This is a genomic window from Arthrobacter zhaoguopingii (genome assembly GCF_009828605.1).
Classification (GTDB): domain Bacteria; phylum Actinomycetota; class Actinomycetes; order Actinomycetales; family Micrococcaceae; genus Arthrobacter_D; species Arthrobacter_D zhaoguopingii.
The window spans coordinates 89504-113311 of record NZ_WIAE01000001.1; the positions used below are offsets into that span (position 1 = coordinate 89504).

Sequence of the window (23808 nt, forward strand, 5' to 3'; positions counted from 1 at the left end):
GTGAGTGTTTTTTGCCTTTCCGTCTCCGCTGAACTCGATCTTGATCATTCTGCAGCCGACGGTGATCGTGATAACGCACCTTGAGGATTCCGCGGCGGCGTCGCCATCCCAAGCTCCGGTGATTTGTCCTGGTGGTCCGCTATGGTTGCACCATTCATTCCAATGCAGGGGGATTAGTGGAGTTTGCAGAGCGCTTGACCGCATTGGCCGCGAAGGTGCGGCAACAAAGGTCTCAGATTGAAACAGAAGAAGCGACGAAGAACGCGTTCATTATGCCGTTCATCTCGACCATCCTCGGATACGACGTCTTCAACCCACTCGAGGTGGTGCCCGAGTTCACTGCCGACGTCGGCGTGAAAAAGGGTGAAAAGATCGACTACGCCATCATGCACGGCGGGACGGTGCAGATCCTCATCGAGTGCAAAAAGTCCAAGGAACCACTCAAAATCGAGCACGCGTCTCAGCTCTACCGCTACTTCGCCGTGACCAACGCCCGGATTGCGATCCTTACTAACGGCGAGGTGTACGAGTTCTTTACCGATCTTGATGCACCCAACCGGATGGATGCGAAGCCCTTCCTCGTGCTGGACCTGAACGACATTGACGAGACGCTGATACCGGAGCTGATGAAGCTCACCAAGGAAATCTTCGATCTTGATTCGATTATCAATGCGGCGGGTGAATTGAAGTACATCGGCCAGATCAAGCGGACGCTCGCGGGCCAGTTCAAGGAACCGGACAGCGAATGGATCAAATTCCTGGCCACGCGGGTCTACGACGGTCCTTACACCCAGAAGGTCCGTGATCAGTTCACCGGTCTCGTGACCAAGGCGACGAAGCAGTTCCTCAACGAGCAGGTGAATGACCGCCTCAAGACGGCCCTTGGCGCGCCGAACTTCCCAATGGCCAGTGACTCGGTCATCGCGGCGACGGTCACCAGCGAACAGGTTGTCGAGGATGACCTCATCGACACCGGTGTGGAAACCACCCTTGAAGAGCTCGAGGGTTACCAGATCGTACGGGCCATTGTCTGTAATGAGGTGAAGCCCGCCCGGGTGGTGCAACGTGACGCAAAGTCATACTTCGCCGTCCTGCTGGACGACAACAACCGGAAGCCAATCGCCCGGCTGCATTTCAACCGGGTGCAGAAGTACCTCGGCGTCTTTGACGACCAGAAAGTGGAGCAGCGGGTGCCGATCAGCTCGCTCGACGAGATCTACGAGCACGCCGACACCCTGCGCTCCAGCGTCAGGGCGTATCTGGCAACTGGCTAATTGCTGCTTGCTCCTCGGGTGCCTCGAGTTCCTTCGAGTCGCCGGCCTTGTTCCGCTTAGGCCACTTTGGTCTGCTGAACTCTATTTCCCGCAGTTTCTGTACCTGGGGCTTCGCTTTGGTCACGGCCCCAGGTACGGAACTCGCTGCGGTGCCCAACACCTGCCGGGTTTGGCTCGAAAGGTCGCTGAGCGACTTGCGCCAGGTCTCCCGCTCCACATCGCCGTACACGAGACCTTCGAGGTCATAGATTGTCGCGAATTGCGCCACGGCCTGCTGAATATTCTCAACCGCGTTCAATGTCGCCGCGCTTCGAAGCGGATTGACGACCCGCGAGAAGTCGTTGATTTTCGCTGTCGCGCTGACTGCATCGTTCAACTTCTGCAGCCGAAGCGCGGCGAGTTCCTGGCGACGTCCTGCTGCCCGCTCCACAGCCGCGACATGATGCTCAACGTCCTCCGGTTCAGATTTCCCCACGTGAGCAATTTCGAGCGCGTCGAGTCTCGTCTGATTCGCGTGGCATGCAGCGAGGAGGACAAGCCACGAGCGGAGTTCGGAGCCGCTTGCATGCTTTATCGCATCAGATTTTTCCGCAGCAGTTCCTTTGGAGAGGGAATCGGCGATGACGTCCAGTTGATTCAGCGCATAAGAGGACGATTGGGCGAGCGCCGTGCTGTGGCCGGAGACCTGAGTCCATGTCGTCTCACTGATGCGGCCGCTCTCCTCGTAAAGCGCATACGCCTTATCGAGAACCAACGTGACCCCTTGAACGTCTCCGAGTGCCTGAGCCCTGTTGTCGGATAACAGCCGGTCGAGCTTAATGTCCATGGCCTCCACAAGTTGTTCGAGGTCGGCCAAGGCTGCTTTCAGAGCGGCGGCGGCGCTCAGCGTCGCCATATTGGAGGCAACCATCGGATTCATCTTCGTGGGCTCGAACTGCGCGTGGGCGGCGATGCGCCCTTTCGCTCCCCGGACAACTCCCGCAAGCGGGCCGCCGCCGTCGGGATTGAACTTCTTCAATTTGTCGAACAGCTCAGCGGACTCGGCCGTCAGGGTGAAAGTCTTGCCCGCCATTGAGGAACTGACCGCTGCGATGCCGCTGACGGCGGCCACAGCGTCCAGCGTCGCCTTCTTCGCTGTCGCACCCAACTCTGGATTGACGGCCAACTCCTGCATGAACTTCTGCACGAGATCGGAATGTCCGACGATTGCCGCTTCTTTGCCGGAGACGAAGATGCCGAGCTCCTGAGTCTCATGTTCCATCTGCCAATTCAAGCAGGCAGAAAGTATTTCGGTGTGCAGCAACACCTGGCATTCTTCGACGTTTGGTGGGCCGGTACCTCAGGTCAGAATGTCCTTGGTGCTGAAGCGCCCGAAGGCCAGCGCCCCGAACACCGCGATGTACCCAAGCTGCAGCAGGGCATTGTCACCGAAGGACTGCCATGCGATCGGATCCCGCAACAGATCCCCGAACCCGAACCAGTAGTGGGTGAACAGCCACGGGTGCATCCACTCAAGCTGCGGCAGTGCACCGAGGATCTGCGAGACGGCGGCCAGCGCGGCGGTCGCGGCCATGGCTCCCACGGGGACCGAGGTGAGGGTGGAGATGAACAGCCCGATCGCACTCAGGCCGAGCAGGGACATCGTCACGTACAGCGCCAGCAGCAGCAGGCGCACCGCATAGCCGCCGAAGCCCACGGTCGTGCCGGAGAGCAGTGCCACCGGGCCGATGGGAAACAGTGCGGCACCGATCAGCGCACCCGTCGTCACCACCGTCAGCGTCGCCACAAGGCAGAACACCGCCGCCCCCGCGTACTTCACCAGCAGCAGCCGCACCCGCCCGGCCGGCGCCACCAGCAGATACCGCAGCGTGCCAAGGTTCGCCTCACCGGCGATGGTGTCCCCGGCGACCACGCCGATGGTCAGCGGCAGGAACAACGGAATCGACACGGTCAGCGCCGTCAGAGACACGAACAGCCCGTTCTGCGTGATGCTCGCCAGGAAGGCCGGACCCCGGCCCGGCTCGGGTCCCTCGGACAGCCGCACCACCACGGCAATGAGGATCGGGATCGCGGCGAGGGCGGCCAGCATGGCCCAAGTCCGACGGCGGCGGAACAGCACCGAGATCTCAGAGCCCAGCAGCGAACGGCCGGCAAAGGGACGGGCCCGCACGACCCCGTCGTGCGCGGGCGGGGGAGGAGAGAGAGCTTCAGCCGGCAACGTCGAACCCCTCTCCCGTCAGTGCCACGAAGCGTTCCTCGAGCGAGGCGCCGCTGACGCTGAAGCCGCGGACGCGCACGTCCGCCCGGACCAGTGCCGCGTTCACCGTCTCCGGCTGAAGGCCGTTGAGGGTGAGTTCGGCCGTCACGACGTCGTCCCGGCCGCCCGTCTCCGGGCTCAGTCCGAGGGACTCGAGCACCCGGCGGGCCGCGCCCGGGTCGGGGGTGAGGACCCGCACGTGGGCGGTGCCCTGCGCCCGAAGTTCGTCGAGGGTGCCCTGGGCGACCAGCCGTCCGGCGCTCATGACGGCGATCTGGTCGCACATCTGCTCCACCTCGGCCAGCAGGTGGCTCGAGACGAAGACGGTGGTGCCTCCGCCCGCCAGCGATCGGATGAGGCTGCGCACCTCCCGGGTTCCCTGCGGGTCGAGCCCGTTGCTCGGCTCATCGAGGATGAGCAGGTCGCGTGGGGTGAGCAGCGCGTTGGCGATGCCGAGGCGCTGCTTCATGCCGAGCGAGTAGGCGTGGGCACGCTTGCGGGCGGCATGGCCGAGGCCCACCCGTTCCAGGGCGGCGTCGACGCGCTTGTTCCGGGTGGCGCGGGAGGTGAGCAGGTCGGCGTCGTCGTACCGCTGCAGGTTCGCCCGGCCCGAGAGGAACGGGTAGATGGCCGGGCCCTCCACGAGGGCACCGACCCGGGGCAGGACGTCTTTGGAGGACTGCGGCATGGCACCACCCAGCAGCCGGATCTCACCGCTCGAGGCGGCGGCGAGGCCGAGCAGCATGCGGATGGTGGTCGTCTTGCCGGACCCGTTGGGCCCGAGGAAGCCGAAGACCGATCCCCGCGGTACCTGAAGGTCGATCTCGTCGACGGCGCGCTGGTGGCCGAAGGTCTTGGTCAGCCCGCGGGTCTCGATGGCCAGCTCGGTGGTGGCCGCGCTCACGGGCGCACTCCAGCCTGGGCCCGACGACGGTCGGTTGCCTGCCCCCGCGGCACCCCCGGCGTCACTGCTGGGAGGCAGCGATCAGCTGGTCGGCACCGACGGCTCCGGCGAAGACGCGTCCGTCGTCGGCGATGAACACCGTGACCAGTGAGGTCTGCAGCACGCGTCCGCCGTCGACCTGGATGAAGGCCTGCTGCAGCAGGGCCTGCGCCTCGGCGGCGTCCTCGCTGTCCGGGGTGGCCGTGAAAGCGTTCGACGCGGAGCCTGCCGGCAGGGCGACGATCGAGCTCCACCCCTCGCCGAGGACCCTCGGCTCGGTGGCGGGGTCCCGGTCGGGCATGCCGTGATCCCGGTGTTCCTTCACCGGCACGTCGGTGACGGTGGTGCCTGCCGGGGGAGTGAACTCGAACAGGCCCGCAGCGGGTGCGCTGAAATCGATGCTGGAGAAGGCGACCGAGAACGCGGGCTCGGACTGGCCCTGCGCGGCGATGGTGAAGCTCAGGGGAACGCCGGTCTCGGAATCCACGGCGAGGGACACGGCGTCGACGAGGGTGTCCTCGGTGCTGGGCGTAAGCACAAGTTCGTAGGCGGTGCGGCCGGCAACCCGGGCGTTGTCGCCCACGGTGATCTCGGTCGACGGGTCGATGGTGGAGAGGAACTTCTCAGCGATCTGCCCCGGCGAGTAGGCCTCACCCATCGGGGCCTCGGTCAATTCCGCCGGACGGACTGCGTGGGCTGCTTCCTGCTCGCGGAAGTCGTAGTACCAGACCTCGTCCCCGTTCAAGACGACGTTGCGCTCGCCGAGCCGGTCCTGCACCTGGACGCGCGCCTTGTCGGGGCCGTCGATGGAGACCTGGGCGGTGTGATCGGAGGTGAGCAGATCGAGGGCCGCGGCCGGACCGTCGGTGCTTCCACCGCCGGGGCCCATGGACTGCAACTCCGGCAGGCCGAGCTCCGAGGACTGCTCAAGGGTGCCGGAGAAGGCGCTGTCGGTGCTGTCGGCGACCAGCTCCAGGAGCTCCTGCGCGGTCTTCGCCGGCAGCTTGGGGCTCGCCTGCGCGAGGTTGGGCCCAACGACGGACGCCGCCACAATGACCGCCGGGACGATGCCGGCGGGAAGCCAACGCTGCCAGTTCTTTGCCATGATCGTGCCTTTCGGGTGATTCCCTTACCCCCACGCTCTGTTAACGGTACTCCTGCTAGCTGTGAGGAAGCCGTGGATTTCGGGACGGATTCGTTCGGGCACAGCGGCCGGCGACCTCCACGGAAGTATCCGGTCGACTAGTCGGCGTGCGCTGCTAATGGATCGGGAGGGAGGAGTTTCCGCAGGGCGGATGCCAGGACGGATGCTGGATCACCCTCACCCTCACCCTCACCCTCACCGGCGGCGGTGGTGCGGGGTTGTTCGAAGACGTACCGCAGGATGCCGGGGATGAGGTGAGACAAGAGGGCGCTCTGCTGGCGGATGGCGGCTTCGGATTCCCCGTGCTGTGCGTGCCGTCGTAAACGAAGGTAGAGGATGTCTCCTACCTCCTCGTGGATTGCGGACAGCCGCTCCATTTCCTTCTGCATCAGTGAGGGGGTTCGGCTGATGATTTTCAGGCGCGCGGCAACGAGCTCGGAGTCGATGGTGTCCCCGGGCAGGAGGGCCGCAAGAAGATCCAACAGGTCAGCGAGGAGGTCCTTCGAGTCGGAGGCAAGAAACTCGCGGACCTTGTGCTCATCGAGGCTGGGAGGCGTGGCGCCAAGGATGGCCGCGTCTTTGGTCCCGTAGTAGTTGAAAAACGTGCGCTGGGAGACATTGCTTGCTTCGCAGATCATGTCGACGGTCACCGCGTCCAGGCCGTGTTCGAGGACGAGGGCGACGGCGCTCCGTTCGATCGTGAGCGCCGTCGCGGCCTGTTTGCGTTGGCGCAGCCCGGGTTCCTTGGGGACTGCCATGCGTGATTCCTCCTGGTGTCGGTCGTTCCTCGTCCGGTAATGCGTCTATTCGTAGCGTAGCGAGTCGATGGGGTTCTTCCGGGCGGCCCTGCTGGCAGGCAGCGTGCCGGAAACGAAGGCGATCGCCATGATCAGGAGGATGACCCCGATAATCGCCGAGGGCTGGAAGAGCAGAATATCCAGTCCGGGGAGGGCCGCCAGGGGACCGGCGGAGAGGGCCGCGTTGAGTGCCGTCCCGATGGCGACGGCAGTCAGGGCTCCGAGGGCGCTCCCGAGAAACCCGATGAACGCCGCCTCGAGGCTGAAGAGGGAGAAGACGCGGCCGCTGCGCATCCCCATGGCTTTCATGAGCCCGATCTCCCGTGTCCTTTCCTGCACGCTCATCAACAGGGTATTCACGATCCCGAAGGCCGCGGCAAGGAGCGCGACCACTGCGAAGGCATTGAGTACACCGACGATTCCGTTGATCACTGTCTTGATGACGCCGAGTTGATCCTGAATGGTCTGCGCGCCGAAGCCTGCATCCGTGATGTCGGCTTTCAAGGCCGCGACTGCGTCGTCGGACTGCTCTGGGTCGAAGTAGGCCACAGCGACGGGATAACGGGCCGGCCCGGTGTCGACCCCTGCCGACTGGAGATCAGCCGCTTCCGCGACCAGCGCAGGATTCGCTCCTCCTCCCGAGGAGAGCAGGCTCTCCTGGGACACGCCGGCGATGACCGCCTCCAGCCGGTGCTGCTTGCCGAGGACATCGGTCAGTCCAAGCTCAACGGTGGCGCCCACGGCGTCCTCCGCAACTGCGAAGCCGAGCAGGTCGACGTAATCGGCGGGAAGGATGACTTCGAGTGCTGATGAACCTTCCGAGAGTTGTTTACCTGCGAGGAGATCGGCCTGCGTAATGGAGGATGTGGGGTTGACGCTGAACTCGTACTGCTGCCCGCCGTCGTGCTCGATGAAGTCGATGGCGACTGCCTGAACCGGGTCCACGCTCAGGACGCCGTCAATATCCGCAAGCTTGGTGAGATCCGCTTCGGTGAGGGGGTCACTTTCCCCTGCCCCGGGCAGACCGGGTCCGCCGGTGCCGGAGGATGCGCTGGATGTCGCAGGGTCGTAGGCTGCAGGACCATCGGTCGTGGTGGGCGCCGTGCGGGTGACGACGAAGACGTCATCGGCGCCCAGGCTCGCCACCTGCTTGGTCACGTAGTCGGTGACTCCAGCCCCTACGGCGGTGGTCAGCGTCAACGTGAAAGCGCCGATGAAAAGAGCGAGAACGGTCAGCGTCGTGCGCAGTTTGCTGCGGAAGGTGTTGTGGACCGCTGTTCGAATCAGGTCGGTGGTCCTCATGCGGCTGCTCCGCTCCTGCGCGTTTCGGATTCGATGATTCCGTCGCGGATGAAGACCTGCCGGTCACACCGGGCGGCGAGGTCCTCGTCGTGGGTGACGATGACCAGGGTGATTCCGAGGTCCCGGTTGAGCGTGAACAGGGCGTCCTCGACTACCGCTCCCGTTGCACTGTCCAAGTTGCCGGTGGGTTCGTCGGCGAAGATGACACTCGGTCCATTCATCAAGGCCCGGCTGATGACCACCCGTTGCTTCTGCCCGCCGGAAAGGTCTGTGGCCCTGTTCGACGCCTTGTCCGCGAGTTCGAACTGATTGAGGACAGCCAGCCCGCGTTCCTTCCGCACCCTGGCCGGCACGCCCGCGATCTTCAGGGGCAGCGTGACATTGTCGAGCACCGACGTCCCCGGCGTCAGGAAGAACTGCTGGAAAACAAGGCCGAATTCCTTATTACGGAGTTCGCTGACCCTCTTCGCGGGAAGCGCCAGGACATCCTGTCCCGCGAAGGAAACCCTTCCGGCGTCGGGCGTATCGAGCAGGGCCAGAAGGTGCATCAGCGTGGACTTGCCGGAGCCGCTCTTCCCGACGATCGCTACGCTCTCTCCGCGCCCCACCGAAAGAGAGACGTCACGAAGCGCCTCGAAGCGGCCCGCTCCCGACCCATATCCCTTGCTGACATTCCTCGCATCGATAATCGGCGTCATGGCCGCCGTCCTTGTGTCCTGGTCACCCTGAGCTCCTTTGATATTCTTGCAGTGACTGCACGTTATCATGCTTAGACTGCACAAGGAGCAGGCGTACCGGAAGGATAATTGCCGCAGAAGGAAAGGTGGTCCGGTCCAATTTGGCCGAACCTATTGACCTTTGGAGCCTGCATGCGCGAAGATCGAGTAACTGGTACGAACCACTTACTTTCCTCACCTTTTCAGGTGGCCATCATGTCTATGGGAGCACAGTCAATGAAGAAGTTCTCCACCACCGCCCTCGCGCTCTCCAGCGTCTTCGTCCTCGGCCTCACCGGCTGCGGACTCAACTCGGGGTCGGACAGTGCCGAAGCCAACGCAGCCGACGGCGAAGTCACCGGCGAAATCACGTTCTCCACGCTTCAGCTCAAGCCCACGTTCACCGACTATATCGAAGGCGTCATCGACGACTTCGAGGCCGAACACCCCGGCACCACGGTGAAGTGGATCGACATCCCCTTCGAAGGCGCCCAGGAGAAGATCTCGACCGACGCCCAGGCCGACTCCCTTCCCGACGTCGTCAACCTGAACCCCAACTTCGCCCAGCCCCTCGAGGAACAGGGCGCCTTCGTCAACCTCGAGAAGGCGGTGCCGGACCTGAAGGACGCCTACGTCGAAGGCGCCTGGGATGCGTTCAAGGTCCCCGGCGAGGAGGGCTCCTACGGCTTCCCCTGGTACCTCAGCTCCGAAGTGACCATGTACAACACGGCGATGTTCGAAAAGGCAGGGCTCGACCCCGAGCAGCCGCCGGCCACCTACGAGGAACTGTTCAGCGCCGCCCGCACCCTCAAGGAAAAGGGTGGCGGCATCCACGGCATGCACCCCGCACTTGAAAACCGCTTCATCCCCGACCTCGCACGCCTCGGCGTCCCGCTGATGAACGAGGACGGCACCGAATGGACCTTCAACACCCCCGAGGCCGAGGCCTACGTCCAGGAGCTCGCCGACCTCTACAAGGACGGCGTCTTCCCCTCGGATTCGCTGACGCAGGACCACTCCAAGGAGACCGAGGCCTACCAGGCCGGCCAGATCGCCCTGTTCCCCTCCGGCGCCAACTTCCTCTCCATCATTGAGGAGAACGCCCCGGATATCGCCAAGGCCACCGACGTCGGACCCCAGATCACCGGCGACGGCGGCCCCACCAACGTCTCGGTCATGGGCCTGCTGGTTCCCGAGAGCAGCGACAACAAGGCCACCGCCCTGGAGTTCGCCGAGTACATGACCAACGCCGAGAACCAGCTCGAGTTCTCCAAGATCGTCACCATCTTCCCGTCGGTGACCGAGGCCCTCGAGGACCCGTACTTCACCGACGACTCGGACGGAACCGTCGAGTCCAAGGCCCGCCGCATCGCCGCCGAACAGCTCGAGAACGCCCGCAACCTGGTCCCCGTGCAGTTCGACGACCGGGTGAAGTCGGCCGTCATCGGCAAGATCCAGCTCGCCCTCAACGGTGAACTGACCGCCTCCGAGGCGCTCGACCAGGCCGTGGCCGAAGCCAACGCCATCACCGGCAAGTGATCACCCCGGCCGGGCGGCGTCCCGACATATTCCGGGACGCCGCCCGGCCGACCGCACCGAGCGCAGCACCCGAGGGAGAGAGAAGGAAATGAAAGCCCAGTACCGCTGGCTGCCGTGGGTGTTCCTCGCCCCGGCGCTCGCCATCGCCCTCATCTTCCACATCGGACCGTTCCTCAACACCCTCGTGCTGTCCTTCACCGACGCCACCACCCTCGGCGGGGGCAAGTTCACCGGAGTCGAGAACTACGCCGCGCTCCTCGGCGACCCGCAGTTCTGGACGTCGGTGCGCAACACGCTGCTCTACGCCATCGTCGTCGTGCCGCTCCTCATGCTGCTGCCGCTCCTGCTCGCCGTCCTCGTCGAGAAGAACCTGCCCGGCATCGGATTCTTCCGCTCCGTGTTCTACTCGCCCGTCGTAGCCTCGATGGTCGTCGTCGGCCTGATCTGGACCTGGCTGCTGTCCTCCGACGGCGCCGTGAACCGGGTGCTCCAGGCGCTGCGCATCGTGCAGGAACCCCTGCCGTTCCTCACCGACACCTCCCTGCTGCTGTTCAGCTGCATGCTCGTCACCGTGTGGAAGGGCCTCGGCTATTACATGGTCATTTACCTCGCCGCCCTCGGCAACGTGCCCCAGCACCTCCACGAGGCGGCCCAGGTCGACGGCGCCGGCGGCGCCCGCCGCTTCTGGTCAATCACCCTGCCGGGCGTGCGCTCCACCATGTTCCTCGTCGGGCTCCTCGGCGCCATCGCCTCAATGAAGGTCTTCGCCGAAATCTTCGTCATCAGCAGCGGAACCGCCGGCCCCGGCGGGCAGGCCCGCACCCTCGTCTACACCATCCGCGAGGTCGGACTCGGGCTCAGCGGCGAGATCGGCTACGCCTCCGCCATGAGCCTGGCCCTGTTCGTCCTCACCATCGGATTCTCGATCCTTTATCTGCGCTCGCAGAGAATGGAGCAGACGCGATGAGCGCTGTCGCCACCCGGACACCCCCGGCCCGGACGACGCCGTCCCGCCCGGACCGTCGCCGCCGCCGGAGCCGGGCGAGCATCCGCCGGAAGGCCGTGAACTACACCGTCCGGTACCTCCTGCTCGCCTTCGTGTTCGTGCTGCTGGCGGGCCCGTTCATCTGGCAGTTCGGCACCTCCCTGAAGGGTCCGGCCGAATCGATCTTCACGGCGAACCCCTTCCCGGTCTCGCCCACAGCCGAGAACTATGTTGCGGTGGCCGAGACCATCCCGGTCTTCCGCTACATCGGCAACTCGCTGATCGTGGCGACGTCGTCGGCCGTCCTGAACTGCATCTTCGCCTCGCTGGCCGGGTACGTGCTGGCGCGGATGCGCTTCCGGGGCCGCACCCTCGTCGACGTCCTGTTCCTGGCCACCATCATCATCCCGTTCGAGGTGATCATGGTGTCGGTGTTCCTGACCTCGCGCTCCCTCGGCCTCGTCGACAGCCTGATGGGCGTGATCCTTCCCGCCGCCGCCACCGGCCTGTCGATCCTGATCATGCGCACCGCCTTCAGCTCGCTTCCCCGGGAGATCGAGGAGGCTGCCATGATCGACGGCGCCTCCGACTGGCAGCGGTTCCTCCGGGTCGCGCTGCCCTCGGTGAAGGGGTCCCTGATGGTCGTCGCCATCTTCGCGTTCGTGTTCGCCTGGGACGACTTCCTCTGGCCCCTCGTTATTTTGAAGGACCCGTCCAACTACACCCTTACTGTGGGTATTCAGTATCTTTCCGGCACCTTCACCAGCAACCAGCGCGTGGTGGCCGCCGGAACCATGATCGCCGTCCTTCCGCTGCTGCTCCTGTTCTTCGCGCTGCAGCGGTGGTTCTTCCGCGGCGTCGGAGAAGGGGGAATCAAGGGATGAGCGCACCAAAGTACGAGATCCTGCGCACCGAACTCGAGCAGCTGATCACCGGCGGGCTCGACGCCCATGCCCCGCTACCCAGCGAACGCGAGCTGATGGCCCAGTACGGGCTCTCCCGCATGACGGTCCGCGAGGCGCTGACCCGGCTCGCCGAGGACGGCCTCGTCTACCGGGTGCAGGGGGCGGGCACCTTCGTGTCCGACCTGACCAAGATCACCAAGTCCCTCACCCTCACCTCCTTCAGCGAGGACATCCGTGCCCGCGGCATGGTGCCCGGGTCACGGGCCAGCACGGTGACGTGGACCGAGGCCGACGCCGAGACCGCCAGCGTCCTGAATATCTCCCCCGGTGCCCGCATCGTCCACATGGAGCGGGTCCGTACAGCCGACGGGCTGCCGATGTGCCTTGAGAACGTGTGGATCTCGGCCGAGCTGGTGCCCGAGGACTTCGAACTCCACGAGAATTCCTCCCTCTACGACTACCTCGAGGGCATCGGCCGCGGCCCGGTCGCCGCCTCCCAGACCATCCAGGCCACGGTGCTCACCACCGACCAGGCGCACCTGCTGGAGGTCCCGCCCTATTCGCCGGCGCTCGCCGTCTCCCGGGTGACTGCGGACGCCCAGGGCCGCGTCATCGAGCAGGCCAAGAGCCTGTACCGCGCCGACCGCTACGACTTCCATGTCACCGTGGAGAAGGCGCGCGGACGGTGACGGACGGCACCGCACTCGGCATAGACATCGGGGGCACCAAGACCCTCGCGGCACTTGTAGGAAGCGACGGCGGCGCCGGACCGGTCGATGAAATCCCCACGCGCGCCTCTTCCGGGGCGTCCCGCGTGCTCGCCGACGCGCTCGGCCTCGCCCTCACCACCGCCGGCAACCGCCGGATCGACACCGTCGGCATCGGCGCCGCCGGGGTCATCGATCACCGCACCGGCCGCGTCCTCTCCGCAACGGACGCCCTGCCCGGATGGCAGGGGACCGATTTGCTCTCGGCTTTCAAGGCGGCATTCCCGGACGCGTCGGTCCGGGTGGTCAACGACGTCCAGGCTTTCACGCTCGCGGAGGTCCGGCACGGCGCGGCACGCGGCGCCGGCACCGTGCTCGGCGTGACCGTCGGCACCGGGATCGGCGGTGCCCTCGTGGTGCACGAGCAGCTCCACTGGGGAGCGCACGATGCCGCGGGACACTTCGGCCATGTGCTGGTCCCCGGCGCCGAGGGGCGGCGCTGCCCCTGCGGGAAGGCGGGGCATCTCGAGGCGGTCGCCTCCGGCACCGCCATGACTGACCTCTTTCGGGAGGCCGGCGGCACCGCCGGATCCCTCCGCGACGTCGACCGCGCTGCAGCCGCCGGCGACTCAGCGGCCCGCGCTGTACTCCACCGCGGTGCGGAGGCGCTCGGCGTGGCTTTGGGCTCATTTGCCAACGTCTTCGATCCCGACCTAGTGGTGATCGGCGGGGGCGTGGCCGGACTGGGGCAGTGGTGGCTCGACCGCGTGCGCACCGCCGCCCGCGCCACCACCATCCCGGCCGTCGGAGACCTGCGCATCGAGGCGTCAACGGTGGGGGCCGCGGCCGTCGCGGTCGGGGCGGTCAGCGCCGCCCGCAGCCTGGCGGATCCGGTTCCGGCCCGCCCCCCGGAAGCCGGGGTGCTCTCATGAGCATCGCTCTGATCCCCCTCGATGAGCGGCCGGTCTGCACCCAGCTCCCGGCATCCGTTGCCCGCATCGCCGGCCTGGACTGCGCCCTGCCCCCGGCGAAGGCCCTGCCCTCCATCCGGCAGCCCGGCGATCCCGGCGTCCTCGCCGGTTGGCTGCAGGAACGCGTGGGCACCTCGGGACACCTCGTCGTCTCACTTGAGGGCCTCGGGTTCGGTGGCCTGATCCCGTCGCGGATCGGAGACGAATCGGCGTCGGACGTCCTGGGGCGCTGGTCGGCGCTCGACCACCCCGGGGCGACGGTCTTCGGGTTCACCCTCGTCCCGCGCACCCCGGATTCTCTCGACGCCATGGAGGAACCCTCCTATTGGAACCCGTACGGCCCGGCGCTGCACCGGCTCTCGGGCGCCCTCGCAACGGGGAAGGGCGTCGAAGAGGCCCGATCGGCGCTGCCGGAGGAGGTCCGCCGGGACTGGCTGGGACGCAGGATGCGCCAGCACACCCTGGCGCTCGCCGCCCTCGAACTCACCGGCCGCAGCGTCATCGACCACCTCGTCGTCGGCATCGACGACGCCTCGCAGCGGTCCCTCTCGGCCACCGACCAGGAAGCCCTCGAGGGCTGGGTGGAGCGGCTCGAGCTGGGCGGCCGGGCACTCGTCCAGCCCGGCGCCGACGAGATCGGCGCCGTCCTGGTGGCCCGCGCCTGCCTCGACGTCCTCGGCACCAGCACACCGCGCATCGGCGTGCTGTGCGCCGACCCGGGGACGCTTGAGCGGGTGGCGCCCTACGAATCGACGACGGTGCGCGAAACCATCCGCCGGCAGCTCGAATCCGCCGGCGCAGTGGCCGACTTCGGCGGCGCTGATGCCGGTAAGACCGGGGGATGGGACGCCGTGCTGGTGGTTCACGCCCCCGAGGCGCCCCGCACCCCGCACGCCGACTGGGCCGTCTCGCCGCAGCAGAGCAACGACACCGAGGCAGCCGCGGCCACCGCGCAGCTCGTGCTTGACGCCGCCGCCGGCTCGCCCGTCGTCGGACTCGCGGACGTCCACCGCCCCAACGGCGCCGACCCGGCCCTCATTGCCGCCCTTGACGAGCGCGGAGCGTGGAGGCATCTCAGCAGCTTCGCCGCCTGGAACACTGCGGGCAACACCGTCGGCACCGTCGCGGCACAGCTCGTGGCGACCTGCGCCGGACGCGCGGCCGGGACGTACAACCCCGACGAAGCCCGCCTCGCCCTCGCCCGGAGGGTGGTGGAGGACTACGGGTGGATGTCCGTCGAGCGGGCCCGGGTGCGGGCCGAGCTCGGCTCGAATCCCGAGCTCCACGACTCCGTCGAGCCCGCAGACACCCACAACCCCGTCCTGCGCGCAGCGGAGGACCGCCTGAACGCCGTGCTGGAGCGGCCCGGTTTCGAGGAAATCCACCTGTCCGGCCTCACACTGCCCTGGCACCGCACCTTCGAGATCGACTTCACGCTGGGCACGGACCGATGACGCGCACCCGCCTCACCGCCGACATCGCCGTCATCGGCGGGGGACTTGGCGGTATCGCCGCCGCGCTCGCCGCGGCCGATGCCGGCAGCTCCGTGGTGCTCACGGCAGCCGAGCCGATGATCGGCGGGCAGGTGACCTCGCAGCTCACCGCACCGCTCGATGAACACCCGCTCGTCGAATCGGCCGGTGTCACGGCAACCTACCGCCGCTTCAGGGACCTCGTCCGCGCGGCCTGCGGCGGCGCCGCCAACCCCGGCGAGGGCTGGGTCAGCAGGCTCTGCTTCGAACCGCTCGTCGGCCTGGACGTCCTTGAGGGAATGCTCGAGCAGCACCTCGCGGCCGGTCGGATCCGGCTCTTCACCGGACACACGCCGGTGCGGGCCGTGCTGGGTGCCGGGCCTGACCCTCGAATCGAGGCCGTGGAGCTGCAGGGCCCCGGCGGGTCGCTTTTGGTGCTCTCCGCGGGGGCCTTCATCGATGCCACCGAGACCGGAGACCTGCTGCCCCTGACCGGCACCGCCTGGGTCATCGGCTCGGAAGGCACCGACGCCTACGGCGAACCGGACGCGGTCCCCGGCCCGGCCGACCCGCGCGCGGAGCAGTCCTTCACCTGGGTCGCCGCGGTGGTCCGCGAACCCCATGCCCTCCCGGTCGGCCCGGCCCCGGAAAGTTACGCCCGCCTGCGCGATTCCCAGCCGTTCTCCCTCGACCTCGACGGCTGGGACGGCGAGACGCACCGTTACCGGTTCTTCCATGACGGCCCGGACGGTAAGCCGCCCTTCTGGGAGTACCGCAGGATCCGCACGGCCGCCTCCGGCAAGCCCGAGGCCGCCGTGATCAACTGGGCCGGCAATGACTACAGCGCCCGCGGCCTGGTGGCCGACCCCGAACGCGCCACCCGGGAGGCCCGGAACCTCACGCTGGCGTTTCTTCACTGGCTCCGCACGGAGGTGCCGCGCGACCCCGAGGACGGTCAGGGCCCGCTCGGCACTGGCCGCGGCTACCCCGAGCTGCGCCTGGCCCCCGAGCTGAGCGGTACCCCGGACGGGCTCGCGGCTGCCCCCTATGTGCGCGAATCGCGGCGGCTGGCCAACCCCGATCCGGTCACCTTCCATGACCTGGTGGCAGGCCCGGACGGGCTGGCCCGGCCGGTGCCCGACTCCGTCGGCATCGCCTGGTACCATGCCGACCTGCACCCCCGGGTGGGCCATCCCCGCACGGTGTTCAGCGAGACCGCGCCGTTCTCGATCCCCGCCCGCGCCCTGGTCCCCGCCGACGGGGTCGGGCCGGCCAACCTCGTCATGGGCGCCAAGAACCTCGCCGCGACGCAGGTGGCCGCCGCGGCCTACCGGCTGCAGCCCGGCGAATGGGCGATCGGGGAGGCCGCCGGGGTGATCGCGGCGGCTGCCGTCGCGGCGGCCGGTTCCGCCCCAAGGCACAGCGTCGACTCGCCAGCCGGCACTGACTCGCCGGCCGGTTCCGCCCCAAGGCACAGCGTCGACTCGCCAGCCGGCACTGACTCGCCGGCCGGTCCCGGAACGGGAGCCCCCACCGGAAGGCCAGCCAGCGCGCGCGGGATCGTTCGAGACCCCGGCCGGCTCCGCGCGGTGCAGGACGCCCTCCCCGCCCGGGGCGCACCCATCGCCTGGCCCGAGGGCGCCGTCGCCCACCCAACCGTCCTCCCACCGGCCGTTTCACCCGCCGTCCCACCCCTCGTTCCCAGCAGTACGGAGATCCCCAGTGCCTGAGCAGTTCCCCGCGGCAGCACCCCAGCCGGCAGGAATCCTCGACCGCCTCCGCGGCCACCTCATCGTGTCCTGCCAGGCCTACCCGGGCGAACCCCTGCGCGGCCCAATCCACATGCGGGCCATGGCCCTGAGCGTGCTCGCCGGTGGCGCCGCCGCCGTCCGCGTCGAGGGGCCCGACGACGTCCGCGCCGTGCGTGCCGCAACCGACGCCCCGATCATCGGGCTGTGGAAGATCGGCGACACCGGCGTCTACATCACACCTACCCTCTCCGCGGCGGTCGAGGTGGCGCGGGCGGGCGCCGACATCGTCGCCCTCGACGGCACGGACCGGCCCCGCCCGGACGGGCTCACCCTCGCCGAGACCATCCGACGGCTCAAGGAGGCCGCGCCGGTGCTCGTCCTGGCCGATGTCTCCACCGTCGAGGAAGGCCTCGCCGCCGAGGCCGCCGGAGCCGACCTGGTCTCCACCACCCTCGCCGGCTACACCCCGCACAGCCGTCCCGGACCCGGGCCGGACCTCGCCCTGGTCGCCGAACTCGCCGCCGTCCTCACCGTGCCCCTCCTCGCCGAAGGCCGCATCGCCACCCCCGACGACGCCGCCGCCGCCCTCGAGCTGGGCGCCGCCGCCGTCGTCGTCGGCTCCGCCATCACCCACCCGCAGTCAATCACCGCCCGTTTCGCCCGTCGCACCTCCGCCGTCGCCGCCACCACCGAGAAAGGCACCCGTGTCTGAACCCCAAGAGACCTGCCATGTGATCTCCCACGTCCACTGGGACCGGGAGTGGTACCGCACCTTCGAGGGATACCGGGGACGGCTCGTTGAGCTGGTGGAGCGGGTGTGCGGTGCGCTGGATAAGAACGAATACGCTTCCTTCCACCTCGACGGGCAGACCGTCATCCTCGCTGACGTTCTGGAGATCCGCCCGGACCTCGAGGAGCGCCTGGCAGCGCACATCCGCTCGGGTCGGCTGACTGTCGGGCCGTGGCACGTGCTCGCCGACAACCAGCTCGTCTCCGCCGAGAACCTCGTCCGGAACCTCCTGCGCGCCCGCCGGTGGGGCGCCCGGATGGGAAGGCTCTCGCCGGTGGGCTACTCGCCCGACGCCTTCGGGCACCCGGCGGACCTGCCGCGGCTGCTCAACGGCTTCGGCATCGACACCGCCCTCGTCTGGCGCGGGGCGCCGCCGGAGCACGCCCGGTTCCGCTGGATCTCCCCGGACGGCAGCGAGGTCTTCACTGTCAACCAGGGCTATCACCAGACCGAAACCCTCTGGGACGCCGACAGCAGCGACACCCAGCTGAAGCAGTTCGTCGACACCGAACGGAACCGGATGCCGGAGGGGCCGCTCCTGCTCCTGAACGGCGGGGACCACCTCGTACCGCGCCCCCCGGCCGAACGGCAGGAGGCCGCCGCCGGGGCTGGCGTGGCCCTGGCGGAGACAACCCTCGAGGACTTCTTCGCGGAGGCGCGCGCCGCGGCCGTCGACCTGCCCGAGGTCTCCGGCGAACTCCGCACCCTTGGCAACCGGCTCACCTTCCTGCTGCCCGGCACCCTCTCCGCGCGCAGCTACGTTAAGCTGGCGAACCACCGGGTCCAGACGCTGCTTGAGCGCTTCGTCGAACCGCAGCTGGCCCGGCACCGGCTGGCCGCCTCCGCCTCCGGCGCCCCTGAGCTACGGCCGGACTCCCATGCCGAGCTGCTCGACGACGCGTGGGACCTCGTGATCAAGAACGCGCCCCACGATTCGATCTGCGGCTGCAGCACCGACGAGGTGCACCGCCAGACCACCGTGCGCGCCCAGCGCGCCACCGACACCGGGGACCTGCTGTTGCGCCGGCTCCTGCTGGCCGAAGGCGTCGACACCCGCCAGCACGGTGACCCGGCGCGTGAGAGCGCCGGCGTCGTCGTGCTCTCCGGCCACGGCACGCCGGTGAGCGGACCCGCCACCGTTGAGGTGGTGACCGAGGCCGGGCGCGTGGTGACGGGCCTGCGCGACGCCGCGGGCCGGACGATCCCCTTCGAGGTCGAGTCCACCCGGCGCGGGAAGGTCTTCGAGGCCGACCTGGACCTGCTCCCCGACAGCCGGGACACCGACACGCACACCCTCGCCTTCGCGGCCGGGAACGTCCCCGCGTTCGGCTGGACGACGTTCAGCGCCGAACTCGGCGAGGCCACCACCGGACCGGAGGTGCAGAAGAACCGCGTCGTGGACAGTGGGCGCTTCCGCCTCGAGGTGCTCGACGACGCCTCCCTGCGCGTGCAGGACACGACCAGCGGCGTCGTCCATGAGGGCATTGGCCGCCTCGTGTCCTCCGGCGACCGCGGGGACACCTACAACTTCGACCCGATCCCCGGCGATGCGCCAGCCGTGCCCCGGGTGGTCGACGTCGAGGTCACCCGTACCGAACTGCGCACGCGTGTGCGGATCGCGGCCGTCCTGACCCTTCCCGAAGGGCTCGGAGAGGACCGCGACAGCCGCAGCGCCTCCACCGTCGACTCGCCGCTGGACATCACCGTCACCCACTGGGCGGAGACCGACCGCCTCGAGTGGGCGATCACGCTGGACAACCGGGCACGCGATCACCGGCTGCGCTTCGAGACCCCGGTCGACGCCGGCGCGAACGCGTGGACGGCGGACCAGCACTGGTCGACGATCGAGCGGCTGATAGGCCCCGAACTCGGACCACTGCCGGCCGAGGCCGCCCTCGAGGCCGCGCACCCGGTGGCCCCCGTGACCTCCTGGGCGTGTGTCGGGCGCGGCGCGGACGCCGTCGCCCTGCTGGTCCGTGGGCTGCCCGAGGTCCAGGCCTTCCGGAGCGGAGAAGCGGCGGTCCTTGCAGTGACCCTGCTGCGCGCCGTCGGCTGGCTCTCCCGTTTCGACCTGCGCACCCGCACCACCGGCGCCGGGCCCATGCTGGCGGTGCCCGAGGCCCAGTGCCTGGGGCCGCTCACTGTCAACGTCGCCGTCGTGCTGGGGGAGGGCGTCCAGCCTGAGAACCCCGCTTTCCTGACTGCGGCGGCGCTCCACGCCGCCCCGCTGGCGGCCTTCGCCCTCCGCCCCGGGGTCCAGGCACCGGCGGGCCGGTCGGCGGCGCGCACGGCGCCGGAGGTGACCGGCGCCCTCGTCTCGGCCTGGAAGCCGGCCGAGGGAGCCGGCGGCTCAGTGCTCCGGATCTCGAACCCTAGCCCGCTCCCGGCCTCCGCCGCCGTCGCCGTACCCGAGGGCGTCACCACGGTGCACTGGGCACGGATCGACGAAACCCCCGAGGAAGAACTGCCCCGGGAGGACAAGCTCCACCTTGAGCTGCCGCCCTACGGGCTGGTGACGCTCCTCCTGAGCTGACCGTCCCACGCGAGAAGCCGCGGCACGCAGCCGCGGCTTCTCGGCGTGTCTGCAGGGTTTGCCAATAGGTACGGACCACTTAATCCGAAAAGCACAAGACCCCTGCAATTAAAGGCATCAATACTTTCAGACAGTCTTGACTTGTACGAACCACCACAACAGGATGGGATCGACCAAGGAGGTCCAATGCGAAGAAGCATCACCCACCAACGCCGGTGGCCGCTCGTTACAACCCTCGCCGCAGCCCTGCTCGTTCCGCTGGCTTCGGCTCCCGGCAGCGCCCTGGCCGCCCCGGGCGACGCGCCGGCCGGACCGCGTGCCGTCGCCGCCGACGGCACCGTGCAGGCGCTCGACGCCATCAACCCCTCAAGCCGCACCGCCGGCATGTTCGCCCTCTACACCCCGGAGTTCGGGCCCTCGACCAAGACCAACCAGTTCGGCGGCGAGGCGGTCCTGCAGGAGACCGCCACCGCGGGCACCTACAAGGTGCTCGATGTCTGCACCGTCTTCACCAACTGCGCGAACAAGGGCGACAATGCGATCCCGCGCGACGGCGCCGTCCTCTCCGCCTCACCCGGCGGCACGCCCGACGTCCGCACCTTCCTCCGCGACCACATCCACGTCGGTGAGCTCGTCACCCTCGACGACCTCACCGTGCGCTCGGTGAGCACCACCATCGACGCGACCGACCCCACCGCGGCGAGCCACCCGGGCGGCGTGGACCCCGCGTCCGGGAACTGCTACCCCGGCTGCCGCGGCGCCGAACAGCTGATCGTCTACACCGCTGCCTCCGGCCGTCCCACCACGAAGACCAACGACTACGGCTATGAGGTGACGGTGGTCGACGGCCGTGTCGTCACCCGCGGCGGCAACAACCGCGAGATCCCCGCCGACGGAATGGTCATCTCCGGCCACGGCGGACGCGGAGCCTGGCTCTCAAGCAACGCCGTCCCCGGCGCGAAGGTCGCCATCGAGGGCTCGACCCTGACGGTCACCATCGACGAGAGCACCTACATGTACGGCGCCGAGCAGGCCCTGACGCGCGCGGGCGACTCCCTCACGGCCGCCGGTCAGAGCTGCCTCACCATCGACAACGAGGGCTCGGCCGCCGCTGCCGCCGAGGCCCGCTCGCTGCTCGACCAGGCCGCCGCGGCCTCCGAGGCGGGCGACGTCGACGCGGCGGTGGCGCTGGCTGAACGGGCCCGCGAGCAGGCCGAACTGGCCTGGTACCGCACCGCCGAATCCCGCCCGGTGGAAGGCCGCGGCATGTGGGTCCGCCCGACGGAAACTACGCCGGCTCAGATCGCGAAGACCCTCGACCAGATCGGCGCCGCCGGCGTCAACATGGTCTTCCTTGAGACTGTCTTCCAGGGCTACACCATCTACCCCAGCGCCGTCGCCAAGGACAACGGCATCACGGCGCAGCGCCCGGAGATGGCCGGATTCGACCCGCTCCAGGTCTGGATCGACGAGGCGCACGCCCGGGACATCGAACTCCACCCGTGGGTTCACACCTTCTTCGTCGGCGCGCAGTCAGTGAATGAGAACGGCGGCGCCGGCCCCATCCTCGAGGCGCACCCGGAGTGGGCCGCCGTCGAGCGCGAGGACGTCGGCAAGGCCGGCCCCCAGCCCTCCTCGCAGGAGGAAGGCTACTTCTTCGTTGATCCCGCCATGCCGGAGCCCCGGGCTTACATGTTGTCGATCTACGAAGAGATCCTGACCAAGTACGACGTCGAAGGCCTCCACCTCGACTACATCCGCTACCCGGTCTCGCAGCCGTGGCAGACGGCCTCCTTCTCCTACAGCGACTTCTCCCGCGACGCCTTCGCCGCGGAGTTCGGCAAGGATCCGTACACGTTGACCCCCGCCGATCCGCTGTGGAAGTCGTGGGACGCCTGGCGCGAGGGGAACGTCACGTCATTCGTCTCCGAGGTCCGGGAACTGCAGCAGAAGCTGGCACCCGAGACGCAGCTGTCCGCGGCGGTCTTCCCCGACCCGGCCGACGGCCTGGCGAAGAAGTTCCAGAACTGGGCCGACTGGGTGGATAAGGGCTACGTCGACGTCCTCACCGGAATGTCCTTCGGCACCTCCGCCGCATCCGTGGCGCGGGACACCGAGCTGATGCGGAAGTCCGTCGGCGACGAGAACCTCCTCTACACCGCCACCTACGGTCCGTTCCGCGGCTCGTCGCCGGATGTGCTGGTGGACCAGACCCAGGCCGTCCGCGACGCACACTCCGACGGCGCGGCGCTTTTCGCCTACAACCAGCTCTCCGCCCCGCAGGCGACGGCGCTGGAAGAGGGAGTGTTCCGGGTCGAGGCAACCACTCCGCACAGTGACCTGATCGCGGCCTCCCGCGAGGCAGGCCGCTGGACCGCGGAGAACGTCGAGAAGGCGACCGGCGCCTGCATCCCGGAGAAGACGGCCACCAAGGTGCAGCGCGAACTGGACCGGGCCGACCGCTTCCTCGAGAAGGGAAAGCCGGCGGAGGCCGTCAAGGTCTACGCCAAGACGGCGTCGCTGATCAGCGGATCCGCCGAGGTACAGCCGGAGTTCGCGGCCCGGATGCTGCGCGACCTCGCCATGTACCAGCGGTGGAGCGGACAGGCCGCCGCGAAATAAGGGGTAACACCCTCTGCAGCACCCCGCCGGTCACGAGTTGACGGCGGAAACCGTAGGAGCGTCCCAGCCAGGGGCGCTCCTGCGGTCGTTCCAGGGCGGTTCACAGCAAGCCCAGCTCCGATCCGCCGCCCGCCGCCGGCGCATGGGCGGTCCCTGGCCCGCCTATCCTGTCCCTTCCGCCGTGCAGGGTCTACCGGAAAACAGCTTTGGAGATCCGGGCGCGGAAAAATTCGCCGTCGTCGCTTCTCCCTGAGGTTCCCTTCCACCAGCCGGCTCGAAGAATTGAAGGAAGAGTGACGCCACCGAACTCTGTCTCCGCTTCGATCGACACGCCGAACGGGTGCCGCCCCGGGGGAGCACCTCCCGGGGTGCCCCACCGCAGCATCGACACCTCGGTCAGCGCCCCGGAAGGATCGACCCGGAGCGTGACGTCCTCGGCTTCGCCGTCGATCACCCTGGTCATCACCGCCGTGTCGGGCGAAAGGCCGGCGCTCCACGCGGCGCTGCGGAACGCGGTCGGGACGAGGACTCCCTCGCTCGCCAGGCGGCCCGCCGCGCTGCGGCTCACGTCGGCGCCGCCCGCCGTCACCACCGGAAGGACTCCGAGCAGCCGCCACCGCATCTGGCCGGCGCCTTTGCTGAAGCGATCGTAGCCTCGAACGGGAAGACCTCCCACGCGTGCTTCCGCGGCCCAGATGAAGCCTTTCTGCGGAGCGAGGATCTGGCGCGCCTGGAAGGGCCGCCAGGAGGGGCCGAGTTTGATCTGCCCGGACATGGTGAGCTCCACCGAGGACCATAGCGGGGTGCCCGGCCGGAGCGAGTGCGCGAGCCACCTCTGCGCCGCGGCCGGCAGTCCCGCCGTCAGCCCCGGCTCGTACAGCGGAGGGGACGGCTCTCCCGTGCGGAGCCAGGCCCATTCATCCCGGAGCGCCGCCGGCCTCAAGACCCCCGTCATCCTGTCCCCCTTCCACGGCGGGCTGCGTCGACCCGGCTACTACGGTGCCACCGGCCCGACACCCCGCACAGGGGCAAAGGACCTCCGCTGCGACTCTGCGGGATAGGCTCGTCTGGGCTTCGCGTGGGGTCCAGTACGCAACCAG

Annotated in this window: 19 protein-coding genes; 11 read left to right on the forward strand and 8 right to left on the reverse strand. The window is 68.3% G+C overall.

Annotated features, from left to right (window positions below; all coding sequences use genetic code 11):
- Window positions 1–176: 176 nt before the first annotated feature.
- Window positions 177–1274, forward strand: a complete 1098-nt coding sequence (locus tag GVV77_RS00415; protein ID WP_159615351.1) for a type I restriction endonuclease — start codon at window positions 177–179, stop codon at window positions 1272–1274.
- On the opposite strand, the gene GVV77_RS00420 is transcribed toward GVV77_RS00415, so the two are convergent.
- The 7 genes from GVV77_RS00420 to GVV77_RS00450 form a co-directional block, all read right to left on the reverse strand.
- Complete coding sequence (locus tag GVV77_RS00420) at window positions 1249–2580, reverse strand: hypothetical protein (protein WP_210252836.1); 1332 nt, start codon at window positions 2578–2580, stop codon at window positions 1249–1251. The two genes, GVV77_RS00415 and GVV77_RS00420, sit on opposite strands and share 26 nt — an antisense overlap.
- A gap of 33 nt (window positions 2581–2613) precedes the next feature.
- Window positions 2614–3444, reverse strand: coding sequence for an ABC transporter permease (locus GVV77_RS00425; RefSeq protein ID WP_281350563.1), 831 nt, complete (start codon window positions 3442–3444; stop codon window positions 2614–2616).
- Window positions 3445–3481: 37 nt separating this feature from the next.
- On the reverse strand, window positions 3482–4435 hold the full coding sequence (locus GVV77_RS00430; protein ID WP_246199547.1) for an ABC transporter ATP-binding protein: 954 nt from the start codon (window positions 4433–4435) through the stop codon (window positions 3482–3484).
- A 61-nt stretch (window positions 4436–4496) separates the two neighbouring features.
- Window positions 4497–5579 carry a LolA family protein gene (locus GVV77_RS00435; RefSeq protein ID WP_159615355.1) on the reverse strand — a complete coding sequence of 361 codons (1083 nt, stop codon included), beginning with the start codon at window positions 5577–5579 and terminating at the stop codon, window positions 4497–4499.
- 137 nt (window positions 5580–5716) lie between these two features.
- A complete protein-coding gene (locus GVV77_RS00440) occupies window positions 5717–6376 on the reverse strand; it encodes a TetR/AcrR family transcriptional regulator (protein ID WP_159615357.1) in 660 nt (219 codons plus the stop codon).
- Between the two features lie 45 nt (window positions 6377–6421).
- Window positions 6422–7717 carry an ABC transporter permease gene (locus GVV77_RS00445; protein ID WP_159615359.1) on the reverse strand — a complete coding sequence of 432 codons (1296 nt, stop codon included), beginning with the start codon at window positions 7715–7717 and terminating at the stop codon, window positions 6422–6424.
- Window positions 7714–8415, reverse strand: a complete 702-nt coding sequence (locus GVV77_RS00450) for an ABC transporter ATP-binding protein (protein WP_159615361.1) — start codon at window positions 8413–8415, stop codon at window positions 7714–7716. The genes GVV77_RS00445 and GVV77_RS00450 overlap by 4 nt, the downstream gene beginning before the upstream one ends.
- A gap of 234 nt (window positions 8416–8649) precedes the next feature.
- Between GVV77_RS00450 and GVV77_RS00455 the strand changes: the two genes are divergently transcribed.
- The 10 genes from GVV77_RS00455 to GVV77_RS00500 all read left to right on the forward strand — a co-directional run bounded on the left by GVV77_RS00455 (window position 8650) and on the right by GVV77_RS00500 (window position 22708).
- Entirely contained in the window at window positions 8650–9972 is a 1323-nt protein-coding gene (locus GVV77_RS00455; RefSeq protein ID WP_159615363.1) for an ABC transporter substrate-binding protein, read from the forward strand.
- Window positions 9973–10060: 88 nt separating this feature from the next.
- A complete protein-coding gene (locus tag GVV77_RS00460; protein ID WP_201293145.1) occupies window positions 10061–10939 on the forward strand; it encodes a carbohydrate ABC transporter permease in 879 nt (292 codons plus the stop codon).
- Complete coding sequence (locus GVV77_RS00465) at window positions 10936–11841, forward strand: carbohydrate ABC transporter permease (RefSeq protein ID WP_159615365.1); 906 nt, start codon at window positions 10936–10938, stop codon at window positions 11839–11841. The genes GVV77_RS00460 and GVV77_RS00465 overlap by 4 nt, the downstream gene beginning before the upstream one ends.
- Window positions 11838–12551, forward strand: coding sequence for a GntR family transcriptional regulator (locus tag GVV77_RS00470; protein WP_159615367.1), 714 nt, complete (start codon window positions 11838–11840; stop codon window positions 12549–12551). Before GVV77_RS00465 ends, GVV77_RS00470 begins: the two co-directional genes overlap by 4 nt.
- Complete coding sequence (locus tag GVV77_RS00475) at window positions 12548–13501, forward strand: ROK family protein (protein ID WP_159615369.1); 954 nt, start codon at window positions 12548–12550, stop codon at window positions 13499–13501. Before GVV77_RS00470 ends, GVV77_RS00475 begins: the two co-directional genes overlap by 4 nt.
- Window positions 13498–14994 carry a DUF4127 family protein gene (locus GVV77_RS00480; protein WP_159615371.1) on the forward strand — a complete coding sequence of 499 codons (1497 nt, stop codon included), beginning with the start codon at window positions 13498–13500 and terminating at the stop codon, window positions 14992–14994. The genes GVV77_RS00475 and GVV77_RS00480 overlap by 4 nt, the downstream gene beginning before the upstream one ends.
- Window positions 14991–16742, forward strand: coding sequence for an FAD-dependent oxidoreductase (locus tag GVV77_RS00485; protein ID WP_159615373.1), 1752 nt, complete (start codon window positions 14991–14993; stop codon window positions 16740–16742). Before GVV77_RS00480 ends, GVV77_RS00485 begins: the two co-directional genes overlap by 4 nt.
- Window positions 16735–17475, forward strand: a complete 741-nt coding sequence (locus tag GVV77_RS00490; protein WP_159615375.1) for an N-acetylmannosamine-6-phosphate 2-epimerase — start codon at window positions 16735–16737, stop codon at window positions 17473–17475. Before GVV77_RS00485 ends, GVV77_RS00490 begins: the two co-directional genes overlap by 8 nt.
- Window positions 17468–20086, forward strand: a complete 2619-nt coding sequence (locus tag GVV77_RS00495; protein WP_159615377.1) for a glycoside hydrolase family 38 N-terminal domain-containing protein — start codon at window positions 17468–17470, stop codon at window positions 20084–20086. The genes GVV77_RS00490 and GVV77_RS00495 overlap by 8 nt, the downstream gene beginning before the upstream one ends.
- Window positions 20087–20272: 186 nt before the next feature.
- Window positions 20273–22708: a glycoside hydrolase family 10-like protein gene (locus GVV77_RS00500; RefSeq protein WP_159615379.1), complete on the forward strand. Its 2436-nt coding sequence runs from the start codon at window positions 20273–20275 to the stop codon at window positions 22706–22708.
- 190 nt (window positions 22709–22898) lie between these two features.
- On the opposite strand, the gene GVV77_RS00505 is transcribed toward GVV77_RS00500, so the two are convergent.
- Window positions 22899–23663 carry a DUF6544 family protein gene (locus tag GVV77_RS00505; RefSeq protein ID WP_201293146.1) on the reverse strand — a complete coding sequence of 255 codons (765 nt, stop codon included), beginning with the start codon at window positions 23661–23663 and terminating at the stop codon, window positions 22899–22901.
- Window positions 23664–23808: the final 145 nt, after the last annotated feature.